This is a genomic window from Pseudonocardia sp. ICBG601, from assembly GCF_020496245.1.
On sequence record NZ_JAHLJA010000148.1, the window covers coordinates 1,719,375 to 1,743,761 of the forward strand.

25 protein-coding genes are annotated in these 24,387 nt (G+C 74.7%); 16 read left to right on the forward strand and 9 right to left on the reverse strand.

Features of this window, described 5'->3' with window-relative positions:
- Position 1 precedes the first annotated feature (1 nt).
- The 3 genes from KPL57_RS37585 to KPL57_RS37595 form a co-directional block, all read right to left on the reverse strand.
- Positions 2-559 (reverse strand): TetR/AcrR family transcriptional regulator, encoded by a 558-nt coding sequence (locus KPL57_RS37585; RefSeq protein ID WP_226355281.1) that lies wholly within the window; start codon positions 557-559, stop codon positions 2-4.
- Between the two features lie 61 nt (positions 560-620).
- On the reverse strand, positions 621-1,223 hold the full coding sequence (locus KPL57_RS37590; protein WP_226355282.1) for a thermonuclease family protein: 603 nt from the start codon (positions 1,221-1,223) through the stop codon (positions 621-623).
- 48 nt (positions 1,224-1,271) lie between these two features.
- Positions 1,272-1,427 (reverse strand): hypothetical protein, encoded by a 156-nt coding sequence (locus KPL57_RS37595; RefSeq protein WP_168172178.1) that lies wholly within the window; start codon positions 1,425-1,427, stop codon positions 1,272-1,274.
- Between the two features lie 140 nt (positions 1,428-1,567).
- On the opposite strand from KPL57_RS37595, the gene KPL57_RS37600 reads away from it, so the two are divergent.
- The 3 genes from KPL57_RS37600 to KPL57_RS37610 are packed head-to-tail and all read left to right on the forward strand — an operon-like array spanning position 1,568 to position 3,008.
- A complete protein-coding gene (locus KPL57_RS37600; protein ID WP_226355283.1) occupies positions 1,568-2,059 on the forward strand; it encodes a GNAT family N-acetyltransferase in 492 nt (163 codons plus the stop codon).
- Entirely contained in the window at positions 2,053-2,541 is a 489-nt protein-coding gene (locus KPL57_RS37605) for a GNAT family N-acetyltransferase (RefSeq protein WP_226355284.1), read from the forward strand. Before KPL57_RS37600 ends, KPL57_RS37605 begins: the two co-directional genes overlap by 7 nt.
- 47 nt (positions 2,542-2,588) lie before the next feature.
- Positions 2,589-3,008 (forward strand): hypothetical protein, encoded by a 420-nt coding sequence (locus tag KPL57_RS37610; protein WP_226355285.1) that lies wholly within the window; start codon positions 2,589-2,591, stop codon positions 3,006-3,008.
- An 11-nt stretch (positions 3,009-3,019) separates the two neighbouring features.
- On the opposite strand, the gene KPL57_RS37615 is transcribed toward KPL57_RS37610, so the two are convergent.
- Positions 3,020-4,090, reverse strand: a complete 1,071-nt coding sequence (locus tag KPL57_RS37615; protein WP_226355286.1) for a 3-deoxy-7-phosphoheptulonate synthase — start codon at positions 4,088-4,090, stop codon at positions 3,020-3,022.
- A 200-nt stretch (positions 4,091-4,290) separates the two neighbouring features.
- On the opposite strand from KPL57_RS37615, the gene KPL57_RS37620 reads away from it, so the two are divergent.
- On the forward strand, positions 4,291-5,088 hold the full coding sequence (locus tag KPL57_RS37620) for a carbon-nitrogen hydrolase family protein (protein ID WP_226355287.1): 798 nt from the start codon (positions 4,291-4,293) through the stop codon (positions 5,086-5,088).
- A gap of 45 nt (positions 5,089-5,133) precedes the next feature.
- Here the strand turns inward: KPL57_RS37620 and KPL57_RS37625 are convergent, their stop codons facing one another.
- From KPL57_RS37625 to KPL57_RS37635, 3 genes are all read right to left on the reverse strand, one after another.
- A complete protein-coding gene (locus KPL57_RS37625) occupies positions 5,134-5,433 on the reverse strand; it encodes a 4a-hydroxytetrahydrobiopterin dehydratase (RefSeq protein WP_062400425.1) in 300 nt (99 codons plus the stop codon).
- Between the two features lie 105 nt (positions 5,434-5,538).
- Positions 5,539-6,477, reverse strand: a complete 939-nt coding sequence (locus KPL57_RS37630; RefSeq protein WP_226355288.1) for an ABC transporter permease — start codon at positions 6,475-6,477, stop codon at positions 5,539-5,541.
- On the reverse strand, positions 6,474-7,469 hold the full coding sequence (locus KPL57_RS37635) for an ABC transporter ATP-binding protein (RefSeq protein ID WP_374203832.1): 996 nt from the start codon (positions 7,467-7,469) through the stop codon (positions 6,474-6,476). Before KPL57_RS37635 ends, KPL57_RS37630 begins: the two co-directional genes overlap by 4 nt.
- Positions 7,470-7,564: 95 nt before the next feature.
- Here KPL57_RS37635 and KPL57_RS70620 point away from each other — a divergent pair, with 95 nt between their 5' ends.
- Complete coding sequence (locus tag KPL57_RS70620; protein WP_308016816.1) at positions 7,565-8,392, forward strand: NUDIX domain-containing protein; 828 nt, start codon at positions 7,565-7,567, stop codon at positions 8,390-8,392.
- Positions 8,393-8,470: 78 nt separating this feature from the next.
- Entirely contained in the window at positions 8,471-9,463 is a 993-nt protein-coding gene (locus tag KPL57_RS37645; RefSeq protein WP_226355289.1) for a hypothetical protein, read from the forward strand.
- A 255-nt stretch (positions 9,464-9,718) separates the two neighbouring features.
- Here KPL57_RS37645 and KPL57_RS37650 read toward each other — a convergent pair whose 3' ends face one another.
- Positions 9,719-9,868: a hypothetical protein gene (locus KPL57_RS37650; RefSeq protein ID WP_020626377.1), complete on the reverse strand. Its 150-nt coding sequence runs from the start codon at positions 9,866-9,868 to the stop codon at positions 9,719-9,721.
- Between the two features lie 124 nt (positions 9,869-9,992).
- Between KPL57_RS37650 and typA the strand changes: the two genes are divergently transcribed.
- From typA to KPL57_RS37705, 10 genes are all read left to right on the forward strand, one after another.
- Positions 9,993-11,888 carry a translational GTPase TypA gene (gene typA / locus KPL57_RS37655; protein ID WP_226356647.1) on the forward strand — a complete coding sequence of 632 codons (1,896 nt, stop codon included), beginning with the start codon at positions 9,993-9,995 and terminating at the stop codon, positions 11,886-11,888.
- A 152-nt stretch (positions 11,889-12,040) separates the two neighbouring features.
- Complete coding sequence (locus tag KPL57_RS37660; RefSeq protein WP_226355290.1) at positions 12,041-13,900, forward strand: ABC transporter family substrate-binding protein; 1,860 nt, start codon at positions 12,041-12,043, stop codon at positions 13,898-13,900.
- Positions 13,901-14,219: 319 nt separating this feature from the next.
- Positions 14,220-15,923, forward strand: a complete 1,704-nt coding sequence (locus KPL57_RS37665) for an ABC transporter substrate-binding protein (RefSeq protein ID WP_226355291.1) — start codon at positions 14,220-14,222, stop codon at positions 15,921-15,923.
- An 86-nt stretch (positions 15,924-16,009) separates the two neighbouring features.
- On the forward strand, positions 16,010-16,942 hold the full coding sequence (locus KPL57_RS37670) for an ABC transporter permease (protein WP_062400435.1): 933 nt from the start codon (positions 16,010-16,012) through the stop codon (positions 16,940-16,942).
- A gap of 21 nt (positions 16,943-16,963) precedes the next feature.
- Positions 16,964-17,938, forward strand: a complete 975-nt coding sequence (locus tag KPL57_RS37675) for an ABC transporter permease (protein WP_060713202.1) — start codon at positions 16,964-16,966, stop codon at positions 17,936-17,938.
- Between the two features lie 3 nt (positions 17,939-17,941).
- Complete coding sequence (locus KPL57_RS70625; protein ID WP_308016815.1) at positions 17,942-20,020, forward strand: dipeptide ABC transporter ATP-binding protein; 2,079 nt, start codon at positions 17,942-17,944, stop codon at positions 20,018-20,020.
- 67 nt (positions 20,021-20,087) lie between these two features.
- Complete coding sequence (gene tsaD, locus KPL57_RS37690) at positions 20,088-21,203, forward strand: tRNA (adenosine(37)-N6)-threonylcarbamoyltransferase complex transferase subunit TsaD (protein WP_226355292.1); 1,116 nt, start codon at positions 20,088-20,090, stop codon at positions 21,201-21,203.
- 9 nt (positions 21,204-21,212) lie between these two features.
- Positions 21,213-22,100: an N-acetyl-1-D-myo-inositol-2-amino-2-deoxy-alpha-D-glucopyranoside deacetylase gene (mshB, locus tag KPL57_RS37695; protein WP_226355293.1), complete on the forward strand. Its 888-nt coding sequence runs from the start codon at positions 21,213-21,215 to the stop codon at positions 22,098-22,100.
- Positions 22,097-22,489 (forward strand): hypothetical protein, encoded by a 393-nt coding sequence (locus KPL57_RS37700; protein WP_226355294.1) that lies wholly within the window; start codon positions 22,097-22,099, stop codon positions 22,487-22,489. The genes mshB and KPL57_RS37700 overlap by 4 nt, the downstream gene beginning before the upstream one ends.
- Complete coding sequence (locus tag KPL57_RS37705) at positions 22,486-23,265, forward strand: hypothetical protein (protein WP_226355295.1); 780 nt, start codon at positions 22,486-22,488, stop codon at positions 23,263-23,265. The genes KPL57_RS37700 and KPL57_RS37705 overlap by 4 nt, the downstream gene beginning before the upstream one ends.
- A 16-nt stretch (positions 23,266-23,281) precedes the next feature.
- Here KPL57_RS37705 and KPL57_RS37710 read toward each other — a convergent pair whose 3' ends face one another.
- On the reverse strand, positions 23,282-24,268 hold the full coding sequence (locus KPL57_RS37710; protein ID WP_226355296.1) for a GNAT family N-acetyltransferase: 987 nt from the start codon (positions 24,266-24,268) through the stop codon (positions 23,282-23,284).
- Between the last annotated feature and the right edge of the window lie 119 nt (positions 24,269-24,387).

Here is a 24,387-nt window from a genome sequence, read left to right on the forward strand (position 1 = left end):
CTCAGAAGTCCCGGCGGACCAGCATCCGCCACGCCCACCCGGCCGCGACGTCGGGTGGGGGCAGCGGGTCGCGTTCCAGCCAGCTGGCCGCGACCCCGAGCAGTGTCCAGGTCAGGCCGGCGGCGAACACGTCCAGCGGCATGCCGAACGCGTCCTCGGAGATCCCCAGCCGCACCGTCGTGTCGGCGACGACCGACTGCATCCGCCGGCGCATCCCGGCCGCGGCGTCCGGCGCCGCGGCACCGCCGAGCGCCTGCCGGTACAACGGGGCGTGCTCGGCCAGATGGATGAACCAGCGCAGCAGCGCCGCGGGCGGCTCGGGCCCGATGTCGTCCATCGACAGGTCCGAAAGGTCCGCCCCGGCGTCCGCCGCCCGGTTGGCGAGCGCGTCGGCCAGCAGCATCTCCTTGTCGGTGTAGTGCTGGTAGAAGCTGCTGCGGTTCACCGACGCGTGCTCCGCGACGTCGGCGATCGTGATCGACTCGAGGGTGCGCTCCCTGGCCAGCGCGAGCAGCGCGTCCTGGAGACGTCGTCGCGTGCGCACCGCCCGGGGATCCACGCTCACCATTCTGCCGAACGGGTGACACCCGGTTGCGGCGGCCCACCGCGTCGCCGTCCGGTCAGGACGTCCGGTTGCACGGCGGCCCCCACATGCCGGCCCGCCGGTCCTGCGCGATGCGCTGCCCGGCCTCGAAGCCCGGCCGGTAGCGGCCCTGCCCCGGTCCCACCCAGCCCGCGACGAGCGCCGCGTCGGTGTAGGACTGCTGCGTCCCGACCACGAGGTACGCGGGCCACGTCGGGGCGTCCGCCGCCGGAGCGGGCAGCGTCGGGTCCGGCACCAGCGTGACCTCCTGGCCGTCGAGGAACCCCTGGGCGAACCGCTGCGCGTCGGCCCGCGCGCACGGCGGCGTCGACGCGGTGTCCACGCCGATCACCGACACCGTCACCGGACGGCCCCCGACGTCCACCACGACCGTCGCCGGGTCCACGACCCGCTGCACCCGCCCGTACAGCGTCGGGGGGCCGGTGAGCGGGCCGAGCGCGGCCGCCGCCCCCTGCTCGCCGGCCACGGCCGGCTCGTCGGTCATCCGGCCGATCGTCAGCCCCCCGACGACCCCGAGGACGACCAGCGCCAGCACGGTCAGCATCGCGATCGTGCGGCGTCGGCCGGAGGACCAGGCGGACAGGCGCGTCCGGGCGCGGTGGCGCGGTTCGGGCAGCATGACCGGTGTTCGTACCGAATCGGGCGTCCGGTTGCCTCTCGGGCGGGATCAGGGACATCCGGCCGCGGTCCAGGCCGCGGAACAGCCGGTGCCCGCGGAGGCGGGCCCGGCGACCCCGGTCCCGAACAGGGCGAGCGCGAGGACGGCGCCGGCCAGCAGCAGACGGGGTCCGGTGGGACGGGTGCGGCGGCGCGGCGCGGTCATGCCGGTCCTCTCGCCGGACAGCGGGCCGATGTTGCGCCGTCCGGACCAACCTCATCAGGATTGTCGATCGCCGGACACGCGGCGGGACCGCTCCGGCGCGCTGCTAGGTTCGGCGCCTCCGTCCGTCTGGGAGGCCATGCGTGATCACCGTCCGGGAGCTGGGGCCCGACGACTGGGAGACCTGGCGCGACCTGCGCTTCGCCGCCCTGGCCGAGGCACCCGACGCGTTCCACAGCCGGCTCACCGACTGGCTCGGCGCGGGGGAGCAGGAGTGGCGCGACCGGTTGGCCGCGCCCGGCCGGTACCTGGTGGTCGAGGTCGGCGGCCGCCCCGCCGGGCAGGTCGTGGCCGTCCCGCCGGACGGCGACGGCGTCGCCGACCTCATCGCCCTGTGGGTCGCCCCGCACGCGCGCGGGGGCGACGCCGCGACCGCGCTCGTCGACGCGGTCCTCGACCGCGCCGCCGGGTGGGGCGCGCGGACGCTGGCACTGCACGTGGTGATCGGCAACGACCGCGCCGCGGCCTTCTACCGGCGGCTCGGGTTCGTCGACCGGGGCGTCGTCGAGCGGCCCGACGGCATCAGCGAGACCCGGATGGACCGGCCCGTCGGCCGTCCGGCCCCGCGGTGCTGACCGTCCGGCCCGCGGCACCCTCCGACGACCCCGGGCTGACCCGGATCGACGCCCTGACCTGGACCGCGGAGGTCAGCCCGGCCCAGCCGCGGCCCGAACCGTTCCTCGACCGGACCCCGGTCGGGGACGTGCTCGTCGCCGACGACGACGGCGCCGTGGCCGGGTACGTGATCGTCGGGGCCGCTCCGCCCGCGGTCCCGGCGCACGACCACGTCCGCTACATCGGGGGTCTGGCGGTGCACCCCGGGCACACCGGCCGCGGCGTCGGCCGCGCGCTGGTCGACGCCGCGGTGGCCCGGGCCCGCGACAGCGGCGGCCGCAAGGTCACGCTGCGGGTCCTCGGCCCGAACACCCGGGCCCGGGAGCTGTACCGCCGCTGCGGCTTCGTCGAGGAGGGCGTGCTGCGCGCCGAGTTCGTGGTCGACGGGGTCGCCGTCGACGACGTCCTGATGGCCAGGCACCTCGCTCCGCCGGGCGGCTGAGCTGCGGCGACGCGGAACTGTCGGGGGTCGGTCGTAGCGTCGCCGCCATGACCACCGCCCCGCCGTCGCCCCCGGCCTCGCCACCCGTCCCGGCCCGGGTGGCGGCCGCGCTGCGCGCCTCCTGGAGCCGCGACACGTGCGACGTCGCGGACGTCACCGACTGGACCCCGGACCGTCCGTCGCGGGGCCAGTGCGGGGCGACGGCCCTGGTCCTGCACGACCTGTTCGGCGGTGACCTGCTGCTGGCCGAGGTGTGGCACGCCGACGGCCGGCTGCAGGGCTACCACTGGTGGAACCGGCTGCCCGGCGGCGCCGAGGTGGACCTCACCCGGGACCAGTTCGGCCCGGGGGAGACGGTCCACCCGCCCCGGGTGGTCGTGCGCCCGGAGGGCCCGCCGCGGCGCTGCCGCGCGCAGTACGAGCTGCTGCGCCGCCGGGTCCTCGACCGGCTGGACGGCCCGGGGTGAGCGGCCCGGGCTCAGCGGCGGCCGCGGCGCACGGCGTCGGCGAGCGTGCCCAGCAGCTCGTCGGTGGTGCCCCAGGACATGCAGGCGTCGGTCACCGAGCGGCCGAGGACCATGTCCGGGCCCAGCTCCTGGCGTCCCGCCTCCAGGAAGCTCTCCATCATCAGCCCGGTGACGGCGCGCTCGCCGCCCGCGATCCGCTCGGCCAGCTCCGCGACGACGCCGGCCTGCCGCACGTGGTCCTTGCCGCTGTTGCCGTGGCTGGCGTCGACGACGACCCGCTCCGGCAGGCCCGCCGCACGCAGCCCGTCGACGGTCGCGGTGATGTCGGCGGCCGAGTAGTTCGGGGTGGCCCCGCCGCGCAGGATGACGTGGGTGTCCGGGTTGCCGGTGGTGGTGACCAGGCCGGCGAGCCCGTCGGCGTTCACCCCCATGAACACGTGCGACGCCGCGGCCGCGCGCATCCCGTCGATCGCGGCGCGGATGTCGCCGTCGGTGGCGTTCTTGATCCCGACCGGCATCGACAGGCCGCTGACCAGCTGGCGGTGCACCTGGCTCTCCGCGGTGCGGGCGCCGATCGAGCCCCAGGTGACCACGTCGGCGATGTACTGCGGGGTGATCGGGTCGAGGAACTCGCAGCCGACCGGCAGCCCGAGCGCGGAGATGTCGAGCAGCAGCTTGCGCGCGGTGCGCAGCCCGCGGTTCACGTCGAAGGTGCCGTCCAGGCCCGGGTCGTTGATCAGGCCCTTCCAGCCGACGGTCGTGCGCGGCTTCTCGAAGTAGGTGCGCATGACCACGCACAGCTCGCCGGACAGCTCCTCGGCACGGGCGGCGAGGCGGTGGGCGTAGTCCAGGGCGGGGTCCGGGTCGTGCACCGAGCACGGCCCGACGACGACGAGCAGCCGGTCGTCGTCGCCGTCGAGGACGTCGGTGACCGCGGCGCGGCCGCGGGTGACGGTCTCGGCGACCCGGGGGTCGCAGGGCAGGTCGTGCCGCAGCAGCGCGGGCGAGATCAGTGGGCTGATCCGCTCGATGCGGCGGTCGTCGGTCGGGGCGACCTGAAGGGGGGTGGTGCTCGCACTCATCGGAGACGGTGGTCCTTACCCGGCGGACCGCCCCGGATCACCTCGACCGAGCCGGTCTGAAATGCCGGCTCGAGGGGATGGAGGTCAGCGCGCTACGGCACCTGCCAGCCCATCCCGGGCCGGCCGGCGAAACCAGTAGTACGCGTTCAGCACGCGGCGACCGTACCCCACGCCGACGGCAGGCGTGGTACCACCGGCACATGCGGATCGCCCTCGCCCAGATCGTGTCCACCCCGGATCCCGAGGAGAACCTCGCCGAGGTGGAGCGCCGCACCCGCGCGGCCGCCGACGCCGGTGCGCAGCTCGTGCTGTTCCCCGAGGCCACCATGTGCTGCTTCGGGGTCGCGCTCGGCCCGGTCGCGCAGCCGCTGGACGGACCGTGGGCGACGCGGGTCCGCGAGGTCGCCGCGGCGGCCGGGACCACCGTCGTCGCGGGGATGTTCACCCCGTCCGGGGACGGCCGGGTCCGCAACACGCTGCTCGCCACCGGCGGCGGGGTCGACACCCACTACGACAAGATCCACATGTTCGACGCGTTCGGCTTCGCCGAGTCCGACACCGTCGAGCCCGGCACCGAGCCGGTCGTGGTCGGGGTGGGCGGCGACGAGCCGGTCACGGTCGGCCTGTCCACCTGCTACGACGTGCGCTTCCCCGGCCTGTACCAGCGCCTCGCCGACGACGGCGCCACCGTGCTGCTGGTCCCCGCCTCCTGGGGCGCGGGCCCGGGCAAGCGCGAGCAGTGGGAGCTGCTGGTGCGGGCTCGTGCGCTGGACACCGGCTCGTTCGTCGTCGCGTGCGACCAGGCCGACCCGACGACGGTCGGCCGCGAGCACGGCAAGGCCCCGACCGGGATCGGGTACAGCCTGGTCGCCGGCCCGCGCGGCGAGGTCGTCGACGCACTCGGCGCCGAGCCCGGGCTGCTCGTGGTCGACGTGGACCCGGCGGTGGCCGCGACCGTGCGCGAGCAGATCCCGGTGCTGGCCAACCGGCGGTTCTGAGCCGCGTCCGGCCGTTCGGCGGTGCGGCGGCGGCCCGGGGGCGGCTCAGCCGCCCGCGGTGCTGAGGCGGTCGGAGATCTGCGCGGCGAGGTCGACGTCCTTCGCGGTCAGTCCGCCCTCGGAGTGCGTGGACAGCCGGAACGTCAGCGTGGCGTAGCGGATGTCGATGTCCGGGTGGTGGTCGGCGGCCTCGGCGTCCTCGGCGACCCGGTCCACCACCGCGATCGCGGCCTCGAAGTCTGGCAGGGTGGCGGTGCGGACGATGGAGTCGCCGTCGCGGTCCCAACCGGGCAGCTTCTGCAGGGCGTCGGCGATCTCGGCGTCGGTCAGCGTCGGGGTGGGCATCGCCCCATCGTGGCGCAGACGGCGCACCCCGTCGCGGTGGAGGGTGTCCGAATCCTCCCGGTGGAGCAGCCCGCTCCCGGTGGAGCGGCGACCGGTCGGGAGCGCTCAGCCGTCGCGGCGGGTCAGGGCGAAGACCACGACACCCGCCCCGGCGACGGCGAAGCCGGCCGCCCGCGCCGTGGTCGCCCACAGGGCCGACGGGTCGGCGGGCACCGCGAGGATCCCGGCCAGGACCTCGTGCCAGTGCCCGGACGGCAGGACCGGCGCGACCGGCTCCCACAGCACGGTCGCCAGCGGCGCGACGGTCAGCGCGGCCAGACCGGTCGCGACCACCCCGGCGGGTCGCCGGACCAGCGCCGACATCGCCAGCAGCAGCATCCCGAGCCCGCACAGCTGCACCGCGGCCCAGCCGGTGAGCACCAGGGCCCGGGCCACGGTGGCGCCCGCCCCGAACGGGCCGGCACCCAGGGCGAGCCCGCCGCAGACCAGGGCGGAGACGACCGTCGTCGCCGCGGCGAGCAGCGAGGTCACCGCGACCGCGGCGGCCTTGAGCCCGAGCAGCCGTCCCGGGCCGACGGGGGACAGCCGCAACGCGTCGAGGGTGCCGCGGGCCCGCTCCGCGGCGAACGCGTCGGCGGCCACGAGCACGACGGGCATCCCGAGCGCGAACGCCGCGGGTTCGGACAGCGCGACCGTCAGGGTCCCGAGTGCGAAGGACAGGCGGCCGGCGTCGGTGGCGAGCGCGATCGTCGCCAGCAGCGGCACCAGTGCGGCCGCCGCGAGGACGACCGCGGTGCGCGGGCGCAGCAGGGCCAGCTCCAGCTCCGAGCGGAGCAGCCGGCCGAAGGGCGCCGAGGTGGGGCGGCGTGCCGCCCGGCCGGCCATCGGTCCGGAGCGCGGGCGGGTGGAGCCCGCGGACCGCACCCGTGCCGGCGCCTGCGAGGGGGACGGCCCGGTCCGGGGGAGGGGAGTGGCGGCCCAGTCGTCGTCGGGCCGGGGAGCCGCGGTGCCCCAGGTGTGCTCGGGACGCACGCCCGCGCTCACCGTCCCGCTCCGTACCCGGCACCCGCCGGGGCCGGTTCCTCGGTGAGCCGGGCGAAGAACTCCTCCAGCCGGGCGGCGGGCCGCGTCACCCCGTGCACGGCGACACCCGCGTGCACCAGCGTCGCGACGACGTCCGGCGCGGCGGGCCCGGCCGGCACGAACACCCGGTCCCGGGCTCCCGGCTCGGCGTCGATGCCCCGGGCCAGCAGGGCCGCGACGGCGCGCTCGCCGTCCGGCGTCGTCACCACCAGCGCCGACGGGCCGGAGTCGACGAGCTCGTCGAGCGGGCCGGCGCACAGCAGGCGCCCGGCCCGGAGCACCGCGACGTGGCTGCAGGTCGCCTCGATCTCCCCGAGCAGGTGCGAGCTGACGATCACCGTCGCGCCCGCGGCGTTCATCTCCGCGATCAGCCGGCGCACCTCGCGGGTCCCCGCCGGGTCCAGCCCGTCGGTCGGCTCGTCGAGCACGACCAGACGTCGCCGGGTCAGCAGCGGCACGGCCAGACCGAGGCGCCGCCGCATCCCCGAGGAGTACTCGACGGCGCGGCGGTCGGCCGCCTCGGCGAGCCCGACCCGGCGCAGCACGGCGTCGACGGCGGCCGGGATCCGCGCCGAGTCCAGCAGCGGTTCGGCGGCCGCGGCCCGCAGGAGGTTCTGCCGGCCGGTGCGGTGCGGGTGCAGCGCGGGCGCGTCGACCAGGGCTCCGACGTGCGGCAGCACCTCCGACGCGCGGTACGGCAGCCGCCGTCCGAGCAGCTCGACCTCGCCGTCGGTGGGGGCGAGCAGCCCGAGCAGCATCCGCATCAGCGTCGTCTTGCCCGCGCCGTTGGGGCCGAGCAGCCCGAGGACCGCGCCCATCGGCACGTCGAGGTCCACCCCGTCGACCGCGCGCACCGCGCCGAAACCGCGGGACAGGCCGATCGCGCGCACGGCCGGTGGGCGGGGCGCGACGGGCGGCTCGGGGGAGTCGGCGGGGGCGGACGTCCGGTACACGGGACCCAGCGTGACCGTGCGGCGCCGCGAGCGGGCCGTTTCGGCGAGATCGGTCGGCCCGGCCGGGTGCGGGCCCGGCTGCGAGGATCAGCGGTGTGCCGGTGCTGAGCCTGGACCATCATGTGGACGGACCGCCCCGACTCGTCGCGGGGGTGCTGCGCGAATCCGTCCCCTCGGCCCGCGCGGTCGCGCGGGTGGGAGCCCGGTTCACCGCACCGTCGGCGCTGCTCGTGGCCGGGGACGAGATCCGGGTCGCGCTGCCCGGCGGGTTCCCGGCCTGCCGGACCCGGATCACCCGCGCCGGGGCCGACGGGTTGTGGTCGGAGCTGGCGGCGGGTCCCGCGGCGGTGCTGCGGCACTCGACCCGGGTCACGCCCGCGGACGGCGGCGGCAGCCACGTCCACGACGAGCTCACCTGGGAGCCGCCCCTCGGCGTACTCGGCCGCCTCTCCGACCCGGTGCTGCGCCACTACGGGGAGCGGCTGCTCCGGGCCCGCCGCGACGTGCTCGCCGAGCGGGTCGCGGAGCTGGGCCGGGCCGGGGTGGTCGTGGGGGCGGCGATCGTCCGCGACGGCAGGCTGCTCGTCGCCCAGCGCTCCTACCCGGCCGAGCTGGCCGGACGCTGGGAGCTGCCCGGCGGCGGCGTCGAGGACGGCGAGAGCGAGCAGCAGGCGCTGGTCCGGGAGTGCGCCGAGGAGCTGGGCGCCCGGGTGGTGGTCGGGGAGCGGCTGGGCACCGACCTGCCGATCGGGCGACGGGTGCTGCGGATCCACACCGCCCGGCCGGCGGCCGGCTCCCCGGAGCCGGAGGCCCGCGAGCACCGGGCGCTGCGCTGGGTGGGGCCGCACGAGGTGGCGGCCCTGGGCTGGCTCGACGCCGACCGGGCCGTCGTCGCCGAGCTGGTGGACCTGCTGCGGACCTGACGCGCGGTCCCCGGTGCCGCAACGACGATCACCGCCGGTTCGGTGGAACCGATCCGGGCCGGGCGTCGTCCAAGCCGCATGAACCGGAACGCCACCGCCCCCGTCCCGTCCGTCCTCCCGCCCGCCGCACACGGGGCGGCCCGCCGCCGCACGTCGCGCGGCACCGACCCGCTCGCCCGGCTCGTCGCCGCGCAGGACGGCCTGGTCACCCGGGCCCAGGCGCTGGCCCACGGCCTGTCCACCGACCAGGTCGACCGCAGGCTCGCCGCACGGCGCTGGATCCCCGTGCACCCCCGCGTGTACCGGCACGCCGCCCACCCGCCGAGCGAGCGGTCCCGGGTCCGCGCCGCCGCGCTCTGGGCGGGGGAGGACGCCGTGCTGACCGGCGCCGCCGCGGCCTGGTGGTGGGGGCTGCTCCCGTCCGCACCCGCGGTCGTCACGGTCACCGTGCCGCGCCGGCGGGCTCCGCGGCCGCGGGCGGGGGTCCTCGTCCGGCGCCGCGACCTGGACCCGCGCGACCTCGTCACCCACGACGGGACGGTCGTCGCCCGGCCCGCGGCCGCGGTGCTGGAGGCCGCGGCCGACCCGTCCGTACCCGGGGAGGCGCTGCTCGACCACGTGCTCACCACGGGTTCCGTCGGTGCGGCCGAGCTGATCGAGGCGCACGCCCGCAACCTCGGGGCGCACGGGTCGGGCCCGGTCGGCCGGATGCTGGCCGGGGCGTCCCGCCGGGTCGCCGTCCGGGCCCGGCACGGGCTGCGGGCGCTGCTCACCGCCAGGGGGGTGCGGGCCTGGCGCACCGACGTCACCGTGGCCGGGGTGCTGCTCGACCTCGCGTTCCCCGCGGCCCGGCTGGCCGTCGAGGTGCACGACCCGGTCGACGCCGGGACCGGAGCCGACGGCTGCGGGCCCGCGTGGCGGCGGGCGGTGCTGCGCCGGCACGGGTGGCGGACGCTCGTCGTCGGACCGGCGGAGCTCCGGTGCCCCGACGAGCTCCTGGACCGCCTCCGCGAGGCCGTGACCGGGCACCCGGCGGGGCCCGGCGGTGCCGCGGGACGGGCCGCGGGGTGAACGGCCGGCGAACGCCACCACACACGGTGTCACCGGACCACTCGGACGACTGTGATTCCGGCCATGCCGGCACCGTGCCCCGGACGCGTCGTCGCAGCGCACGGGGTGATCATGAAGGCCGGTCCGGGGTCCGGGCGCACGAAGACCCGGACCTGCCGGACGACGTCGACCGGCCTGCCGCCGTCCTACCGGACCGGCGGTGCGCACGCAACCCGAAGCGCGACGTCGTCGCAGGTCAGCGGGTCATACGTCCGTTCAGTAGATGCGCGCGATCTTGATCGCGCGGGTGAGCGCCTTGCCGCTCAGATCGTCCGCACCCGCCTTGCGCAGCCGCAGTGCGACGACCGGACAGCTCTTGCACCGCTTCGGCTTGGACCGGCAGCACTTCTTCTTGACCTTGCCCATGATGAGGTCAGGCTAACCTGCGCCCGGGGCAGGGTGAAGGACTTGCAGCGGATACCGTTGAGGTGTGACCATCCCTCGTTCCGCCTCGGCCCTCGACGCTCGTTCCTCGCTCGAGAGCGACGCCGTGCCCGATCGGGCCGGCCGACCCGAGCTGCGCAACGTCGCGATCGTCGCGCACGTCGACCACGGCAAGACCACGCTCGTGGACGCGATGCTCCGCCAGTCCGGCGCCTTCGCCGAGCGCGCCGAGCTCGTCGACCGGGTCATGGACTCCAACGACCTGGAGCGCGAGAAGGGCATCACCATTCTCGCCAAGCACACGGCGGTGAACTGGCACGGCACGACGATCAACGTCGTCGACACCCCCGGCCACGCCGACTTCGGCGGTGAGGTCGAGCGCGGCCTGTCCATGGTCGACGGCGTGGTGCTGCTCGTCGACGCCTCCGAGGGTCCGCTGCCGCAGACCCGCTTCGTGCTCCGCAAGACCCTGACCGCCGGCCTGCCCGTCATGCTCGTGGTCAACAAGACCGACCGCGGCGACGCCCGGATCGCCGAGGTCGTCGACGAGTCCCTCGAGCTGCTGCTGGAGCTGGCCGACGAGCTGGAGCTCGACGAGTCGGTCACCGCGCACCTGCTCGACCTCCCGGTCGTCTACGCCTCCGGGCGCGCGGGCAAGGCCTCCCGCATCCGGCCCGCCGACGGCGAGCTGCCGGACTCCGACGACCTCGAGCCGCTCATCGAGACCCTGCTCGACGTCGTCCCGCCGCCCGCCGACGACATCGACGCCCCGCTGCAGGCGCACGTCACCAACCTCGACGCCTCCAGCTTCCTCGGCCGTATCGCGCTCTGCCGCGTCCGCGCCGGCGTGCTGCGCCGCGGCCAGCAGGTCGCGTGGTGCCGCGAGGACGGCACCACCCCGCGCGTCAAGATCACCGAGCTGCTGCGCACCGAGGCGCTGACCCGCGTCCCCGCCGACGAGGCGCGCGCCGGTGACCTGGTCGCCGTCGCGGGCATCGCCGAGGTCACCATCGGCGACACCCTCGCCGACCCGGAGTCCCCGGTCGCGCTGCCGCGCATCCACGTCGACGAGCCCGCCATCTCGATGACGATCGGCACCAACACCTCGCCGCTGGCCGGCCGCGACCCGCACCCGGGCAAGAAGCTGACCGCCCGCCTGGTGAAGGGCCGGCTCGACGCCGAGCTGGTCGGCAACGTGTCCATCCGCGTGCTGCCGACCGAGCGCCCCGACGCCTGGGAGGTCCAGGGCCGTGGTGAGCTCGCGCTGGCGATCCTGGTCGAGACCATGCGCCGCGAGGGCTTCGAGCTGACCGTCGGCCGTCCGCAGGTGGTCACCAAGACCGTCGACGGCAAGCTGCACGAGCCGTTCGAGCAGCTGTCGGTGGACGTGCCCGAGGACAGCCTCGGCGCCGTCACCCAGCTGCTCGCCGCCCGCAAGGGCGAGATGGGCGACATGGTGCACGGCGACGGCCGGGTCCGGATGGAGTTCCGCGTCCCGTCCCGCGGCCTGATCGGCTTCCGCACCGAGTTCCTGACGATCACCCGCGGCGCGGGCATCGCCAGCCACGTCTTCGACGGCTACGGCCCCTGGGTCGGCGAGATCCGCACCCGGAACAAGGGCTCGCTGATCTCGGACCGTTCCGGGCCCGTCACCCCGTACGCGATCGACCAGCTCGCCGACCGCGGCACGCTGTTCGTCGGGCCGACCACGCTGGTCTACGGCGGGATGGTCGTCGGGGAGTACACCCGCAACGAGGACCTCGAGGTCAACATCACCCGTGAGAAGAAGCTGACCAACATCCGCTCGTCGACCTCCGACGTGCTGGTCAAGCTGATCCCGCCGACGATCCTGAGCCTCGAGCAGTCGCTGGAGTTCTGTGCGACCGACGAGTGCGTCGAGATCACCCCGGAGAACGTCCGGATCCGCAAGATCGAGCTGGACCCGAACCTGCGGGCCCGTGCCCGGTCCCGCGCGAAGGCCGCGGCCAACGCCACGAAGTGACCCGTACGGCCCGTGCGCTGCGGTGTTGCGTATCGGTGAGCAGAGCAAAGCCTCGCCGACACCCCACCCCGCCGCGTATCGGTGAGCAGAGCGGAGGCGCCCGCCGGACCCCGTCCGGCGGGCGTGCCCGCCCCGGTGGGGATACTGCGGACGTGAGAGCACGTCGACGCTTCCGGGCGCTCCCGGCGCTCCTGCTGGTCGCCCTGCTGGCGCTGACGGGCTGCGCGGCGGACCCGCAGCCGGCACCCCCGCCGGAGACGAACCGCCCGACCGAGCCGGTCACCGCCCCCACCCGGGTGGTGGTCGGCGTCGACGACCTCGGGCCCGGGTTCAACCCGCACCTGCGGTCGGACCAGTCGGCGGTCACCACGGCGATCGCGTCGATGACGCTGCCGTCGGTGTTCCGGCCCGACGACCGCGGCGTGCCGCAGCTCGACACGACCGTCGCCACGTCCGCGACGGTCACCTCGCAGAGCCCGTTCACCGTCAGCTACGAGCTCAACCGCGACGCCGGGTGGTCCACCGGCGCCCCGATCGCCGCTGAGGACTTCGTCTACCTCTGGCAGCAGATGCGCAGCCGGCCCAACACGATCGGCGCCGCGGGCTACCGCGAGATCACCGACGTGCGCTCGCGTGCCGCGGGCAAGGCCGTCGACGTCGTGTTCCGCGAGCCCTACCCGCACTGGCGGGAGCTGTTCGGCAACCTGCTGCCCGCGCACCTGCTCAAGGACGCGCCGGGCGGCTGGACCGCCCCGTTCGCCAACGGGGTGCCCGCCTCGGGCGGCCCGTTCCGGCTGATGCAGGTCGACCGCCTCCGCGGCGAGGTCCTGCTCGCCCGCAACGACCCGTACTGGGCGACCGCCGCGGTCGTCGACGAGATCATCCTGCGCCGCATCCCGGCGAACTCCCTGCCGACGGCGCTGGAGAGCCAGGGCGTCGACCTCGCCCTGCCCGACGCCCGGCCGGAGATCACCCAGGCCCTCGACGTCCTGGCCCGGGGCCCCAAGCCGCCGACGGTGCAGCGCGGGCCGCGCCCGGCCGTCGAACAGCTGGAGTTCCGCACCACCGACGGCCCGCTGGCCGACCCCCGGGTCCGCGAGGGCATCGCGGCGCTGCTGGACCGCGACGCGATCCGCGAGCGCGTCAACCCCGACGCCGTGGCCGTGAACGCCTTCGGCGCCGCCCCGTCGGACCCCGGCTACGCGCCGACCGCCCCCGCCGGTGCCCCCGGCCGGCCCGATGCGGCGGCGGCCGCGGCCGCGTTCACCGAGGCGGGCTACGTCCGTGGTCAGGACGGCCGGTGGACCCTCGGCGGGCGCCCGCTCGGCGTGGTCATCGGCGCCGGGGCCGAGCGGACCGAGGACGTGAACGTCGCCCGCGTCGTGGCCGAGCAGCTCAAGGCCGGCGGCATCGGCGCGACGATCGTCGCCCCGTCGGCACCGGACCTGCTGACCGACCCGAGCGTCGCCCCGACGACGCCGACCCCGACCACCACCCCCGCCCCGGGCGCGGGCCCGGTCCCCGGCGGCAGCGCCGCACCGGTCACCACGCCCCCGGCGGCCCCGACCACGACGACCGCCGCCCCGACGACGTCCGGTTCCCCCGACTCCGGGACCCCGGTCGCCGTCGACGTGCTCGTCGCCCCCCGTGCCGCCTACGGCGCGATCGGGCCGCGACTGGACTCCGACTACGGCTGCCCCGCGGACGCGGTGCCCGGCGAGCTGCCGGGCGTGGCCTGCTTCCCCGCGCTGCAGCCGCTGCTCGACGAGCTGCTGGTCGCCGACAGCCCGGACCCGGCCGTCGTCGCCGAGGCCGAGCGGGTGCTGTGGCGCCAGCTGCCCGCGCTGCCCCTGTACCAGGCGCAGGGTCTGGTCATCAGCAACCCGCAGACCGACGCGGCCACCCGGGTCACGCCCGGCCCGATCGAGACCGGCCCGATGTCGGGCGCCCGGACCTGGGCCGAGCCGGAGGGCTCGGGCGAGCGCCCGACCGGCGACGACGACCCGAACTGACACCGACGGACGCGTCCGTTCGGACGCACTCCGCTGCTGCACGGTGACGGCGAGTGGTACGTAAGTACCAACTGTGTTTCGGCGTGCATCGAGGGCTGTGCGACGCAACGGTCCCGTTGTTACTGTCCGGTTCGGCTGCGAGCCCGTTACGCCGTTCAATGGTCACCGTTTCGCCACGATCGGCGTCGGACCTCGCTGCTGGAGGGCCGCGATTCCTAGCGTGCCTCCCGACGGGCCCCGGCACACATCCGGTGGTCCGTCGCGTCCCGGACGGGTGCGACAACGGCGTGCACCCACGACATCTCGAGAGGCACGGCAGATGAGGGGAAGAAGGGCGGCCGCCTCGGCCATCGCCCTGACCGCGGTCGTGGGGCTCGTCCTCACCGGCTGCAGCCAGCAGAGCAACACGGGGGGCAGCGGCAACACCGCCGCCGGGTTCGAGGAGACCCCTGACCAGCCGGAGGTGCCCGGCAAGCCGGGCGGCACGTTCCGGCTGGCGATCACCGAGCCGACCGCGATCGACCCGTACAACACCCAGGAGTCCGAGGGCACCCTCGTGAACCGGGCGCTGTTCACGGGCCTGATCCGGGTCAAGCCCAACGGCGACGTCTACGACGGCGTGGCCTCCAAGTGGACGCCCAACCAGAACTGCACGCAGTGGGTGTTCGACCTCAAGCCGGACCAGAAGTTCTCCAACGGCGAGGCGCTGAACTCCACCTCGTTCAAGCGGGGCTGGGAGCGCACCGCGGCCAAGGCCTCGGCGTCGGAGGTCTCGTACCACCTGGACGAGGTCCAGGGCTACGACCAGATCCAGGCCGGGACCGCCAACGCGCTGTCCGGCGTGGACGCGACGAACCCGAACCAGCTCAAGGTCACGCTGTCCAAGCCCGACTGCGAGTTCGAGCTGCGGACCTACCACCCGGCGCTGAGCCCGGTCCCCTCGACCGCGGGCGCGGCGGACAACAAGACCTACAACGACCTGCCGGTCGGCAACGGCCCGTTCAAGATGGACGGCCCCTGGCAGCACGACCGCGGCATCCGGCTGGTCCGCAACGACGCCTACACCGCGGGGACCAAGGCGAACCTCGACTCCGTCGAGATCACCATCGTCCCGTCCGGTGAGGGCGGCGGCGTGACCGCCGAGTACAACGGCTTCCAGAACGGTCAGTTCGACTGGGCGCGCATGCCCACCCCGGTGCTGAACCAGGCCAAGTCGACCTACGAGCCCCAGGGCAAGTGGCTGAACAAGAAGACCAACGGCAACAACTACCTGCTGGTCTCGGTCACCACCAAGCCGCTGAACAGCGCGGACGCCCGCAAGGCCGTCTCGATGGCGATCGACCGCAACGCGATCGTGCAGGGCGTGCTGCAGAACTCGACCTCGCCGGCCGACGCGCTGATCCCGCCGAACTTCCCCGACGCCTACACCCCGGGCGTCTGCACCGCGTGCACCTACAACCCGGACGAGGCGAAGCGGCTCGCGCAGCAGGCCGGTCTCACCCCCGGCACCGAGGTGAAGCTGCAGTACAACACCGGTGCCGGTCACGAGGAGTGGACCGCGGCGGTCAAGCAGCAGCTCGAGCAGAACCTCGGGCTGAAGGTCACCTACACCGGTGTGCCGTTCCGTGACCTGCTCGACAACGAGCAGCAGCCCGAGGCCTCCGGCCTCTGGCGCGCGGCGTGGAGCGCGGACTACCCGACCCCGGGCAACTACCTGTTCCCGCTGCTGGCCACCCAGTCGATCGGTGCCACCTCGCCGAGCGAGCCGGCCCAGGGCGACAACCGCGGCCGCTACTCCAACCCGGAGTTCGACAAGCTGCTCGCGCAGGCCGCGCAGACCCAGGACGAGGCGGCCCGCAACGACCTCTACAAGCGGGCCGAGAAGATCGCCATCGGCGACGACCTCGCGCTGATCCCGCTCTGGTTCCGCCAGCAGTCCCGCCTGGTCAACACCGAGAAGTTCGGCAACGTGAACATGGACTTCTCCGAGGACCCGACGTTCGACACGATCACCCTCAAGTGACGTCCCGCTGACGCGGCCCGCGTCCCGGTGACCCCGGGACGCGGGCCGTCGTGCGGCGTTCCCACCACACGAAAGTCCGTGCTTCCATGGGCAGATTCATCCTTCGGCGGCTGCTCCAGGGGATCCTGGTCGTCGTCGTCACCGCGTTCCTGATCTTCATCGCGACGTTCTCGCTCGGTGACCCCTTCGCCTCCACCGGGGAGAAGGTCGTCCCGCCCGAGGTCGCCGCGATCAACCGCGCCAAGTTCGGTCTCGACCAGCCGCTGCCGGTCCAGTTCGTGAACTACCTCGGCAACATGGTCACCGGCGACTTCGGTCTCGACTTCGACCAGCGGCGCCCGGTCTCCCAGCTGCTGGCCGAGACCGTCCCGAACACGATCCTGCTCGCCGTCGTCGCGCTGCTGTTCCTCGTCCTGTTCGGGGTGACGGCCGGCGTGATCGCCGCGGTGCGCCGCTACTCGTTCTGGGACGTGTTCGTCACCGTCGTCTCCACCATCGGCATCGGTGTCCCGGTGTTCGTCGTCGCGATCTTCCTGGTCGCGAACGTCTCCGGGGTCGGGCCGTTCCCGCCGGTACCGCGCAGCTTCCTGGAGGAGGTGCCCTGGTACTGGGACGTGATCCTGCCCGCGTTCACCCTCGCGATCATCGAGTCGGCGTTCGTCGCCCGGCTGATGCGGGGGTCGATGCTGGAGGTCCTGCAGGCCGACTACATCCGCACCGCACGCGCCAAGGGGCTGTCCGAGCGGACGGTCATCGGCAGGCACGCCATGCGGACGTCGCTGCTGCCCGTCGTCACGTTCGTCGGGCTCACCCTGGGCACCTACATCGGCGGCGCGATCGTCACCGAGACGGTGTTCCAGTACAACGGCGCCGGATTCCTGCTGGCCCGCGCGATCACGAACAACAACGCGCCGGTCATCATGGCGGTGGTCGTCTACAGCGTGGTGGCCTACGTGCTGCTCTCCATGCTCGTCGACATCCTCTACGCCTACCTCGACCCGCGCATCCGCCTGAGCTGACTGAGTGAGGCGATCCCTCGCATGAACCCACCACCCACCCCCGGCGCGCCGGCCACCGATCCGGCCGCCGCGCTCGGACTGCCGGGCGGCGACCCCGCCGAGGCCGTCACGCCGGCGCCCGACGGTTCCCGTCGCGCGCGGTCCAACGGCCAGTTCGCCGAGATCTGGCGGCGCTACCGCCGCAACAAGCTCGCGATGGCCGGGCTGATCATCGTCGCGTTCGAGATCGTCATGGCGATCATCTCGCCGTTCTCGACGCCCTACGACCCGTTCGAGCAGAACCTGCTCAACACGCTGCAGCCGCCGTCGTCGGCGCACTTCTTCGGCACCGACGTCCTCGGCCGCGACCTGTACTCCGGGATCATCTACGGCGTCCGGCTGGCGATGATCGTCGGTCTGTCCGTGGTCTTCTTCTCCCTCGTCCTCGGCCTGACGCTCGGTGCGCTCGCCGGGTTCAAGGGCGGCGCCTGGGACGCGGTCATCGCCCGGATCATCGACATCTTCCTCGCGTTCCCGCCGCTGGTGGGCGCGCTGGTGATCGTCCGTGCGGTCGGTGGCGGGACGCTGCCGGTCGTCATCGCACTCGTCGCACTGGGCTGGATGACGACCGCCCGGCTGATGCGCGGCCAGGTGCTGGCCCTGCGGGAGGCCGAGTACGTCGAGGCGGCCCGTTCGATCGGGGCGGGCACCCGGCGGATCCTGACCCGGCACATCCTGCCCAACGCCGTGGCGCCGGTGCTCGTGTACTCGTTCACCTCGATCGGCGTGGTCGTCGTCGCGATGGCGACCCTGTCCTACCTCGGTGTCGGCGTCCCGCCGGACGTCCCCGAGTGGGGCCGGTTGATCTCGCAGGCGTCCCAGTACCTGTCGGTGCCGGGCAAGAGCTTCCTGTGGATCTTCCCGTCCGCCGCCATCGCGATCACCACGCTGGGCTTCGCGTTCGTGGCCGACGGCCTGCGCGACGCCCTCGACCCCAAGCTGCGCGGGAGGAACTGACCCGTGACCGAGAACCGAAGCGAGCACATGCTCGAGGTCCGCGACCTGCGGGTGCACTTCTCCACCGACGCCGGTGTGGTCAAGGCCGTCGACGGCGTCAGCTGGCACGTCGACCGGGGCGAGACCCTGGCGATCGTCGGCGAGTCCGGCTCCGGCAAGTCGGTGTCGGCGATGAGCCTGATGGGCCTCGTCCCGACCCCGCCGGCGACGTTCCCCAGCGGCGAGGTGCTGCTGGAGGGCCGCTCGCTGCTGACGATGTCGGAGTCCGAGCAGCGCAAGCTGCGTGGCAAGGACATCGCGATGATCTTCCAGGACCCGCTGACCGCGCTGAACCCGGTCTACAAGGTGGGCGACCAGATCGCCGAGATGATCCGGGCGCACGACCGGCAGGCCGGCAAGGTCACCGCCCGCCGCCGCGCCGTCGACCTGCTCGGCGAGGTCGGCATCCCGAACCCGGCCGCGCGGGCGTCGCAGTACCCGCACGAGTTCTCCGGCGGGATGCGCCAGCGCGCGATGATCGCGATGGCGCTCGCGAACGACCCGAAGGTCCTGCTGGCCGACGAGCCGACCACCGCGCTCGACGTCACGGTGCAGGCCCAGATCATGAACCTGCTCGAGAAGCTCCAGGAGCAGCGCGAGACGGCGATCGTCCTGATCACCCACGACCTGGGCCTGGTCGCGGCGCACGCCGACCGGATCATGGTCATGTACGCGGGCAGGGTCGTCGAGACCGGGACCAACGACGAGATCTTCGCCGAGCCGCGGCACGCCTACACCTACGGGCTGCTGTCGTCGCTGGCGCGGATGGACCAGGCCCGGCCGGAGAAGCTGGAGCCGATCCCCGGGCAGCCGCCGAACCTCGCGCACGTCCCGTCGGGCTGCGCGTTCCACCCGCGCTGCCGGTTCGCCACGTCGTCCTGCGCGGAGAAGACCCCGGAGCTGGTCCAGCTCACCGACCGGCCCGGTCACCTGCACGCCTGCCTGCACTCCGACGAGGTCGGCGAGGCCGCCGCCACGCCGCGCGAGCCGGTCGTGCCGGGGTCCGAGGCGCACGTCGCGGAGACGGCGACCGGCGAGCCGATGCTGCGCACCGCGGGGCTGACCAAGTCGTTCCCGATCCGCTCCGGCGTGCTGTTCCAGCGCACCGTCGGTGTGGTGCAGGCCGTCGACGGCATCGACCTGGAGATCCCCGAGGGGCAGACGCTGTCGCTGGTCGGCGAGTCCGGCTGCGGCAAGTCGACCGCGGCCCGGGCGATCCTGCGGCTGCACGAGCCCACCGCCGGCAGCGTGCACATCAACGGCCGCGACGTGACCGCGCTCGGGCAGTCCGAGCTGCGCTCGGCCCGGGAGGACATGCAGATCGTCTTCCAGGACCCGTACGCGTCGCTGAACCCGCGCATGACGGTCCGGTCGATCCTGTCGGAGAAGTACGAGCTGCTCGGCGGCGAGCTCACCGACTCCACGATCCCGGAGCTGCTCGAGACCGTGGGGCTCTCGGCCGAGTACGCCGAGCGCTACCCGCACGAGTTCTCCGGCGGGCAGCGCCAGCGCGTCGGCATCGCCAGGGCGATCGCGCTCAACCCGAAGTTCGTGGTGCTCGACGAGCCCGTCTCGGCCCTGGACGTGTCCATCCAGGCCCAGGTGCTCAACCTGCTCGAGCAGCTGCAGCGCGACTTCGGCCTGACCTACCTGTTCATCGCCCACGACCTGTCGGTGGTGCGCCACATCTCCGACCGCGTCGCGGTGATGTACCTGGGCAACGTCGTCGAGGTCGCCGACCGCGACGACCTGTTCGACCGGCCGCAGCACCCCTACACCCAGGCGCTGATCTCGGCGGTGCCCGTCCCGGACCCGGAGGTCGAGCGGGTGCGGGAGCGGATCGTGCTGACCGGGGACGTGCCCAACCCGGCCGACCCGCCGTCGGGCTGCCGGTTCCGCACCCGGTGCTGGAAGCACCTGGAGCTGTCCGACGCCGACAAGGCGCGCTGCATCGACGAGAAGCCGGTCCTGGAGATCGCGTCCGGCCCGGGGCACCGGGTGGCCTGCCACTTCGCCGAGGAGCGCGCGCTGCTGCGGACCTGACCGAGCACGACCCGTCCGAGCAGGACCCCACGGCCACGACACGCCACCCGGTGCGAAACTGGGTGGCGTGTCGCTGGTTCTGGGGATCGAGACGTCGTGCGACGAGACCGGAGCCGGTCTCGTCCGGGACGGGGTGCTGCTCGGGGAGGGGCTGGCGTCGTCGGCGGACGAGCACGCCCGTTTCGGCGGTGTGGTCCCGGAGGTCGCGGCCCGCGCCCACGTGAGCGCGGTGACGCCGATGGTGCGCGCCGCCGTCGAGGCGGCCGGGGTGTCGCTGTCCGACGTCGACGCCGTCGCCGTCACCGCGGGGCCGGGGCTGTCGCCCGCGCTGCACGTCGGCGTCGCGGCGGCCAAGGCGTACGCGGCGGCGCTGGACGTGCCGCTCTACGGGGTGCACCACCTGGCCGGGCACGCCGCCGTCGACGTCCTGGAGCACGGGCCGCTGCCCGACCGCTGCGTCTGCCTGATCGTCTCCGGCGGGCACACCTCGCTGCTGGCGCTGGGCGACCTGGCCCGCGACCCCGTCGAGCACCTCGGCGACACCGTCGACGACGCGGCGGGGGAGGCCTTCGACAAGGTCGCCCGGCTGCTGGGCCTGCCCTACCCGGGCGGTCCGTCGGTCTCGAGGGCCGCACTCGACGGCGACCCGGCCGCGATCGCGTTCCCGCGCCCGATGACCGGCCCGCGCGACGCCGCGTTCGGCTTCTCCTTCTCCGGGCTCAAGACCGCCGTGGCCCGGCACGTCGAGGCCGCCCAGGACGCGGGCCGCGCCGTCCCGGTCCCGGACGTCGCCGCGTCGTTCCAGATGGCCGTCGTCGACGTCCTGGTCCGCAAGGCGCTGCGGGCGTGCGCCGAGCGCGGCGCGGACACCCTGCTCATGGTCGGCGGGGTCGCGGCGAACCGGGTGCTGCGCACCGAGATGGAGCGCGCCTGCGCGGACGCCGGGATCACCCTGCGGGTGCCCGTGCCCCGCCTGTGCACCGACAACGGCGCGATGATCGCGGCCCTGGGCGACCTGCTGGTCCGCGACGGCGTCGAACCCGCGGGGCTGGCCGGGACCGCCGTCCCGACCGTCCCGCTGACCGGCGCGACGATCACGTTCCCCCCGGCGACGGGGGAGGCGGCGGAGTTCCCGCTGTCCGTCGTCCCCCACGCCGCGGCGGGGTCGATCATCGCCCCGTAGGCTCCCGGCGTGCCTGCTCGTCGCCTCCTGCTCGTCCACGCCCACCCGGACGACGAGACCCTGACCACCGGCGGGACCATCGCCCGCTACACCGCCGACCCCGACTGCGAGGTCACCGTGGTGACCTGCACCCTCGGTGAGGAGGGCGAGGTGATCGGTCCGGAGCTGGCCGAGCTCGCCCCGGACCGCGGTGACCAGCTCGGCGGCTACCGCATCCGCGAGCTCGACGCCGCGCTGGCCGCCCTCGGCGGGCCCCGGCACCGCTGGCTCGGCGGCCCCGGGCGCTGGCGCGACTCCGGCATGGTGCTGGCCGGGCACGGCACCCGCGCCGCGCTCCCGCCGGAGCTGCACCCGCGGGCGTTCGCCGCCCCGGAGCCGTTCGGCACCCAGCTCGCGCAGCTGCTGGAGATCATCGACGAGGTCCGCCCGCAGGTGCTGGTCTCCTACGCCTCCGACGGCAGCTACGGCCATCCCGACCACGTCCGCGCGCACGAGCTGGTCGTCGCCGCGGCGGGGGCGCGCCCGGACGTCGTCGCCAAGCTGTACTTCGCGGTGCGGTCGAGCGCGCTGCTCGACGACGGGCTCACCGAGCTGCTCTCCGCGCTCGGCGGGGACCCGGACCGCACCGGGCTGCGCTGGCCGGAGCCCGACGAGCACCCCGGCCACGACGCCGCCGCCGTCACCACCCGGGTCGACGTCGACGCCCACGACGACGAGCGGGTCGCGGCGATGCGGGCGCACGCCACCCAGATCGACGTCCGCGGCGGCGACGACTGGGTCGCGTTCGCGATGAGCAACGGCATCGTCCAGCCGCTGCTGGGGGTCGAGGAGTACGTGCTCGCCGGCGCGCCGCCCGGCACGACGGAGTCGGATCTGTTCGAGGGGGTCGACGGGTGAGCGACGTGACGAGGCTCCCGCTCGCGCTGGTGCTGCTGGTGATCTCGCTGCTGCTGGTGGCCTTCGAGCTGATGTTCCAGATGCTCTACATCGGGCCGGTCCCGGTGCCGCTGGGCACGGTGATCGTGGTCGTCTCGCTGCCGTGGCTGATCCACACCACGGCCACCGAGATCCTCCCGACCCCGGCGGGTGCGGCCGCCCCGCTGGTCGTGTGGTTCGCGGCGGTGCTCGTGCTCGGCTTCTTCGGCCCGGGCGGGGACCTCCTGCTCCCGGTGAACTGGGAGTCGCTGCTGCTGCTCGTCGCCGGTGCCGTGACCGGCGTCGTGTCGTTCCGCAGGGCGCTCGACCGGCTGGCGGACAGCCGCGACGACCGGAGGGTGACCCGATGACGATCTCCGACGACGACCTGGTGCGGGTCCTGCGCCCGTTCGTACGGGCCACCCGGCCGGTGCTCGAGGGTCTGCGCGAGTCCGACCCGTTCGGCCTGCGGGCCCGGGTGACGCCCGGCTCGGACCGTCCGGAGGACGCGACCGACGAGGAACGTTCGCTCGCCGACAAGCTCCTCGACGCGCTGGCGTCGGTGAAGGTCCCCGGCACCTCGGCCTGGGCGGCGATGGACGTCCCCGCCCGCACCGACTGGTGGGTCTACCGGGTCGGCCGGTTCACCACGCTGATCGCCGCGATCCCCGGCCTGGGCGGGGCACTGGCCCGCACCCTGCCGGTGTCCGACGCCGTCGGCGCGGCGGGCGAGGGGCTGCTGCTCGTCGCGATCGCGGGCGAGCACGGCGTCCGCTCGGAGGACCGGCTCGTCGAGCTGCTGGCGTCGGTGCTGTTCCAGCGGGAGCTCGACCTCGCCGCCCGGGAGCTCACCGCGGCCGAGGACGCCGACGCCGACGCCCGCGCCGAGGAGCTCACCGGTGACCTCGCCGGCGACGGCAAGCGGGCCACGCTCAAGCGCGTCGGCAGCGCCGTGTGGCGTCTCGGACGGGCCCTGTGGGGCGTCGAGGACGAGCTCGACAAGCGTCCGCACGGCCGCTTCTACCACCAGTGGCTCGGGCTGCTGCCGGTCGTCGGCGTCGTCGGGAAGTACCTGGGGGAGTGGTCGGGGCTCAAGCGCGCCGCCAAGCAGGCCCGCGCCTGGCTGCTCCGCCGCGGGTTCGCCTGAGCCCCTGACCCTCCGGTCAGGCCGGATCCGGGGGAACCAGGTAGTGGTAGCGGTGGTGGTCGGTCCAGCCGGTGCGGCGGTAGAGGGCGAGCGCGGCGGTGTTGTCGTCGGCGACGTCGAGCATCCCGTTCCGCGCCCCGTGCGCCGCGCCCCAGGACAGCGCCTGTCCGGTGAGCCGGGCCGCGAGCCCGCCGCGCCGCGCGGCCGGGACGACCCACAGCCGTGACACGTAGACGTGGGAGTCGACGACGGCGGCGCGCACCGACGCGACCGGCGTCCCGTCGGCGTCCCGGAGCGTGCCGAACCCGATCTCGACGGGGTCCGTCTGCGTCGCTGTGCTCTGCTCACCGGGACGCAGCACCCCGGTCAGCACCGCCCACGCGGGCGCGCCGGGCCCGGGCTCCGGCTCGCCCTGGGCGGCCCACCAGTCCGGTCCGGGCGTCGCGGGCCACGGCGGCGCCGGGCCGTCGGACGCGGCGCGGGTGACGAGCACGGTGCAGGTCCCCGGGCTGTCGGCCCGCACCCAGCCCGCCTCGGCCACCCGGTTCGACCAGGGCGCGTCCACCGGGGCCTGCACCGCCGGGGCGATGCCGTGCCGCCCGGCGAACTCCCGCACGCGTTCCAGGGCGTGGTCGACCGGCATCCCCGGGTCCCCGAGGGCGAGCGCGGAGTTCGCCCGCCGCGTCCAGCCGCCGGCCGCGCGCAGCAGCCACCCGCCCAGCTCCTCGACGACCGGTGCCGGCCAGGCCGCCGCCCGTACGCGTTCCAGCCGGTCCACCGCCGCGCGGGACGCCCGCCGGGCCGGGGCGGGCGGCACCTCCCGGACGGCCACGACGGCGTCGCGCCGCACCCGGACCGGCCCCGACCGGGTGTGGACGACGACGGCGTCGGGCCCGTCGGGCTCCAGCTCACCGACCGCGTCGGTCAGTCCGGGGCCCGGTGCGCCCTCCGGCGCGATGCGGTGGCGCAGGGCCACCCGCCGTCCTGCCAGCTCGTCGAGCATGAAGCCGACCACCTCACTCCTGCCCCGCCGGGGGGCGCGGGTTAACCTGCGGGCGTCCCAGTTTGACCGGGCGCCCCGCCACCACATGATCTCCGGGTGCCCGCTGCTCCGAGTGGAGG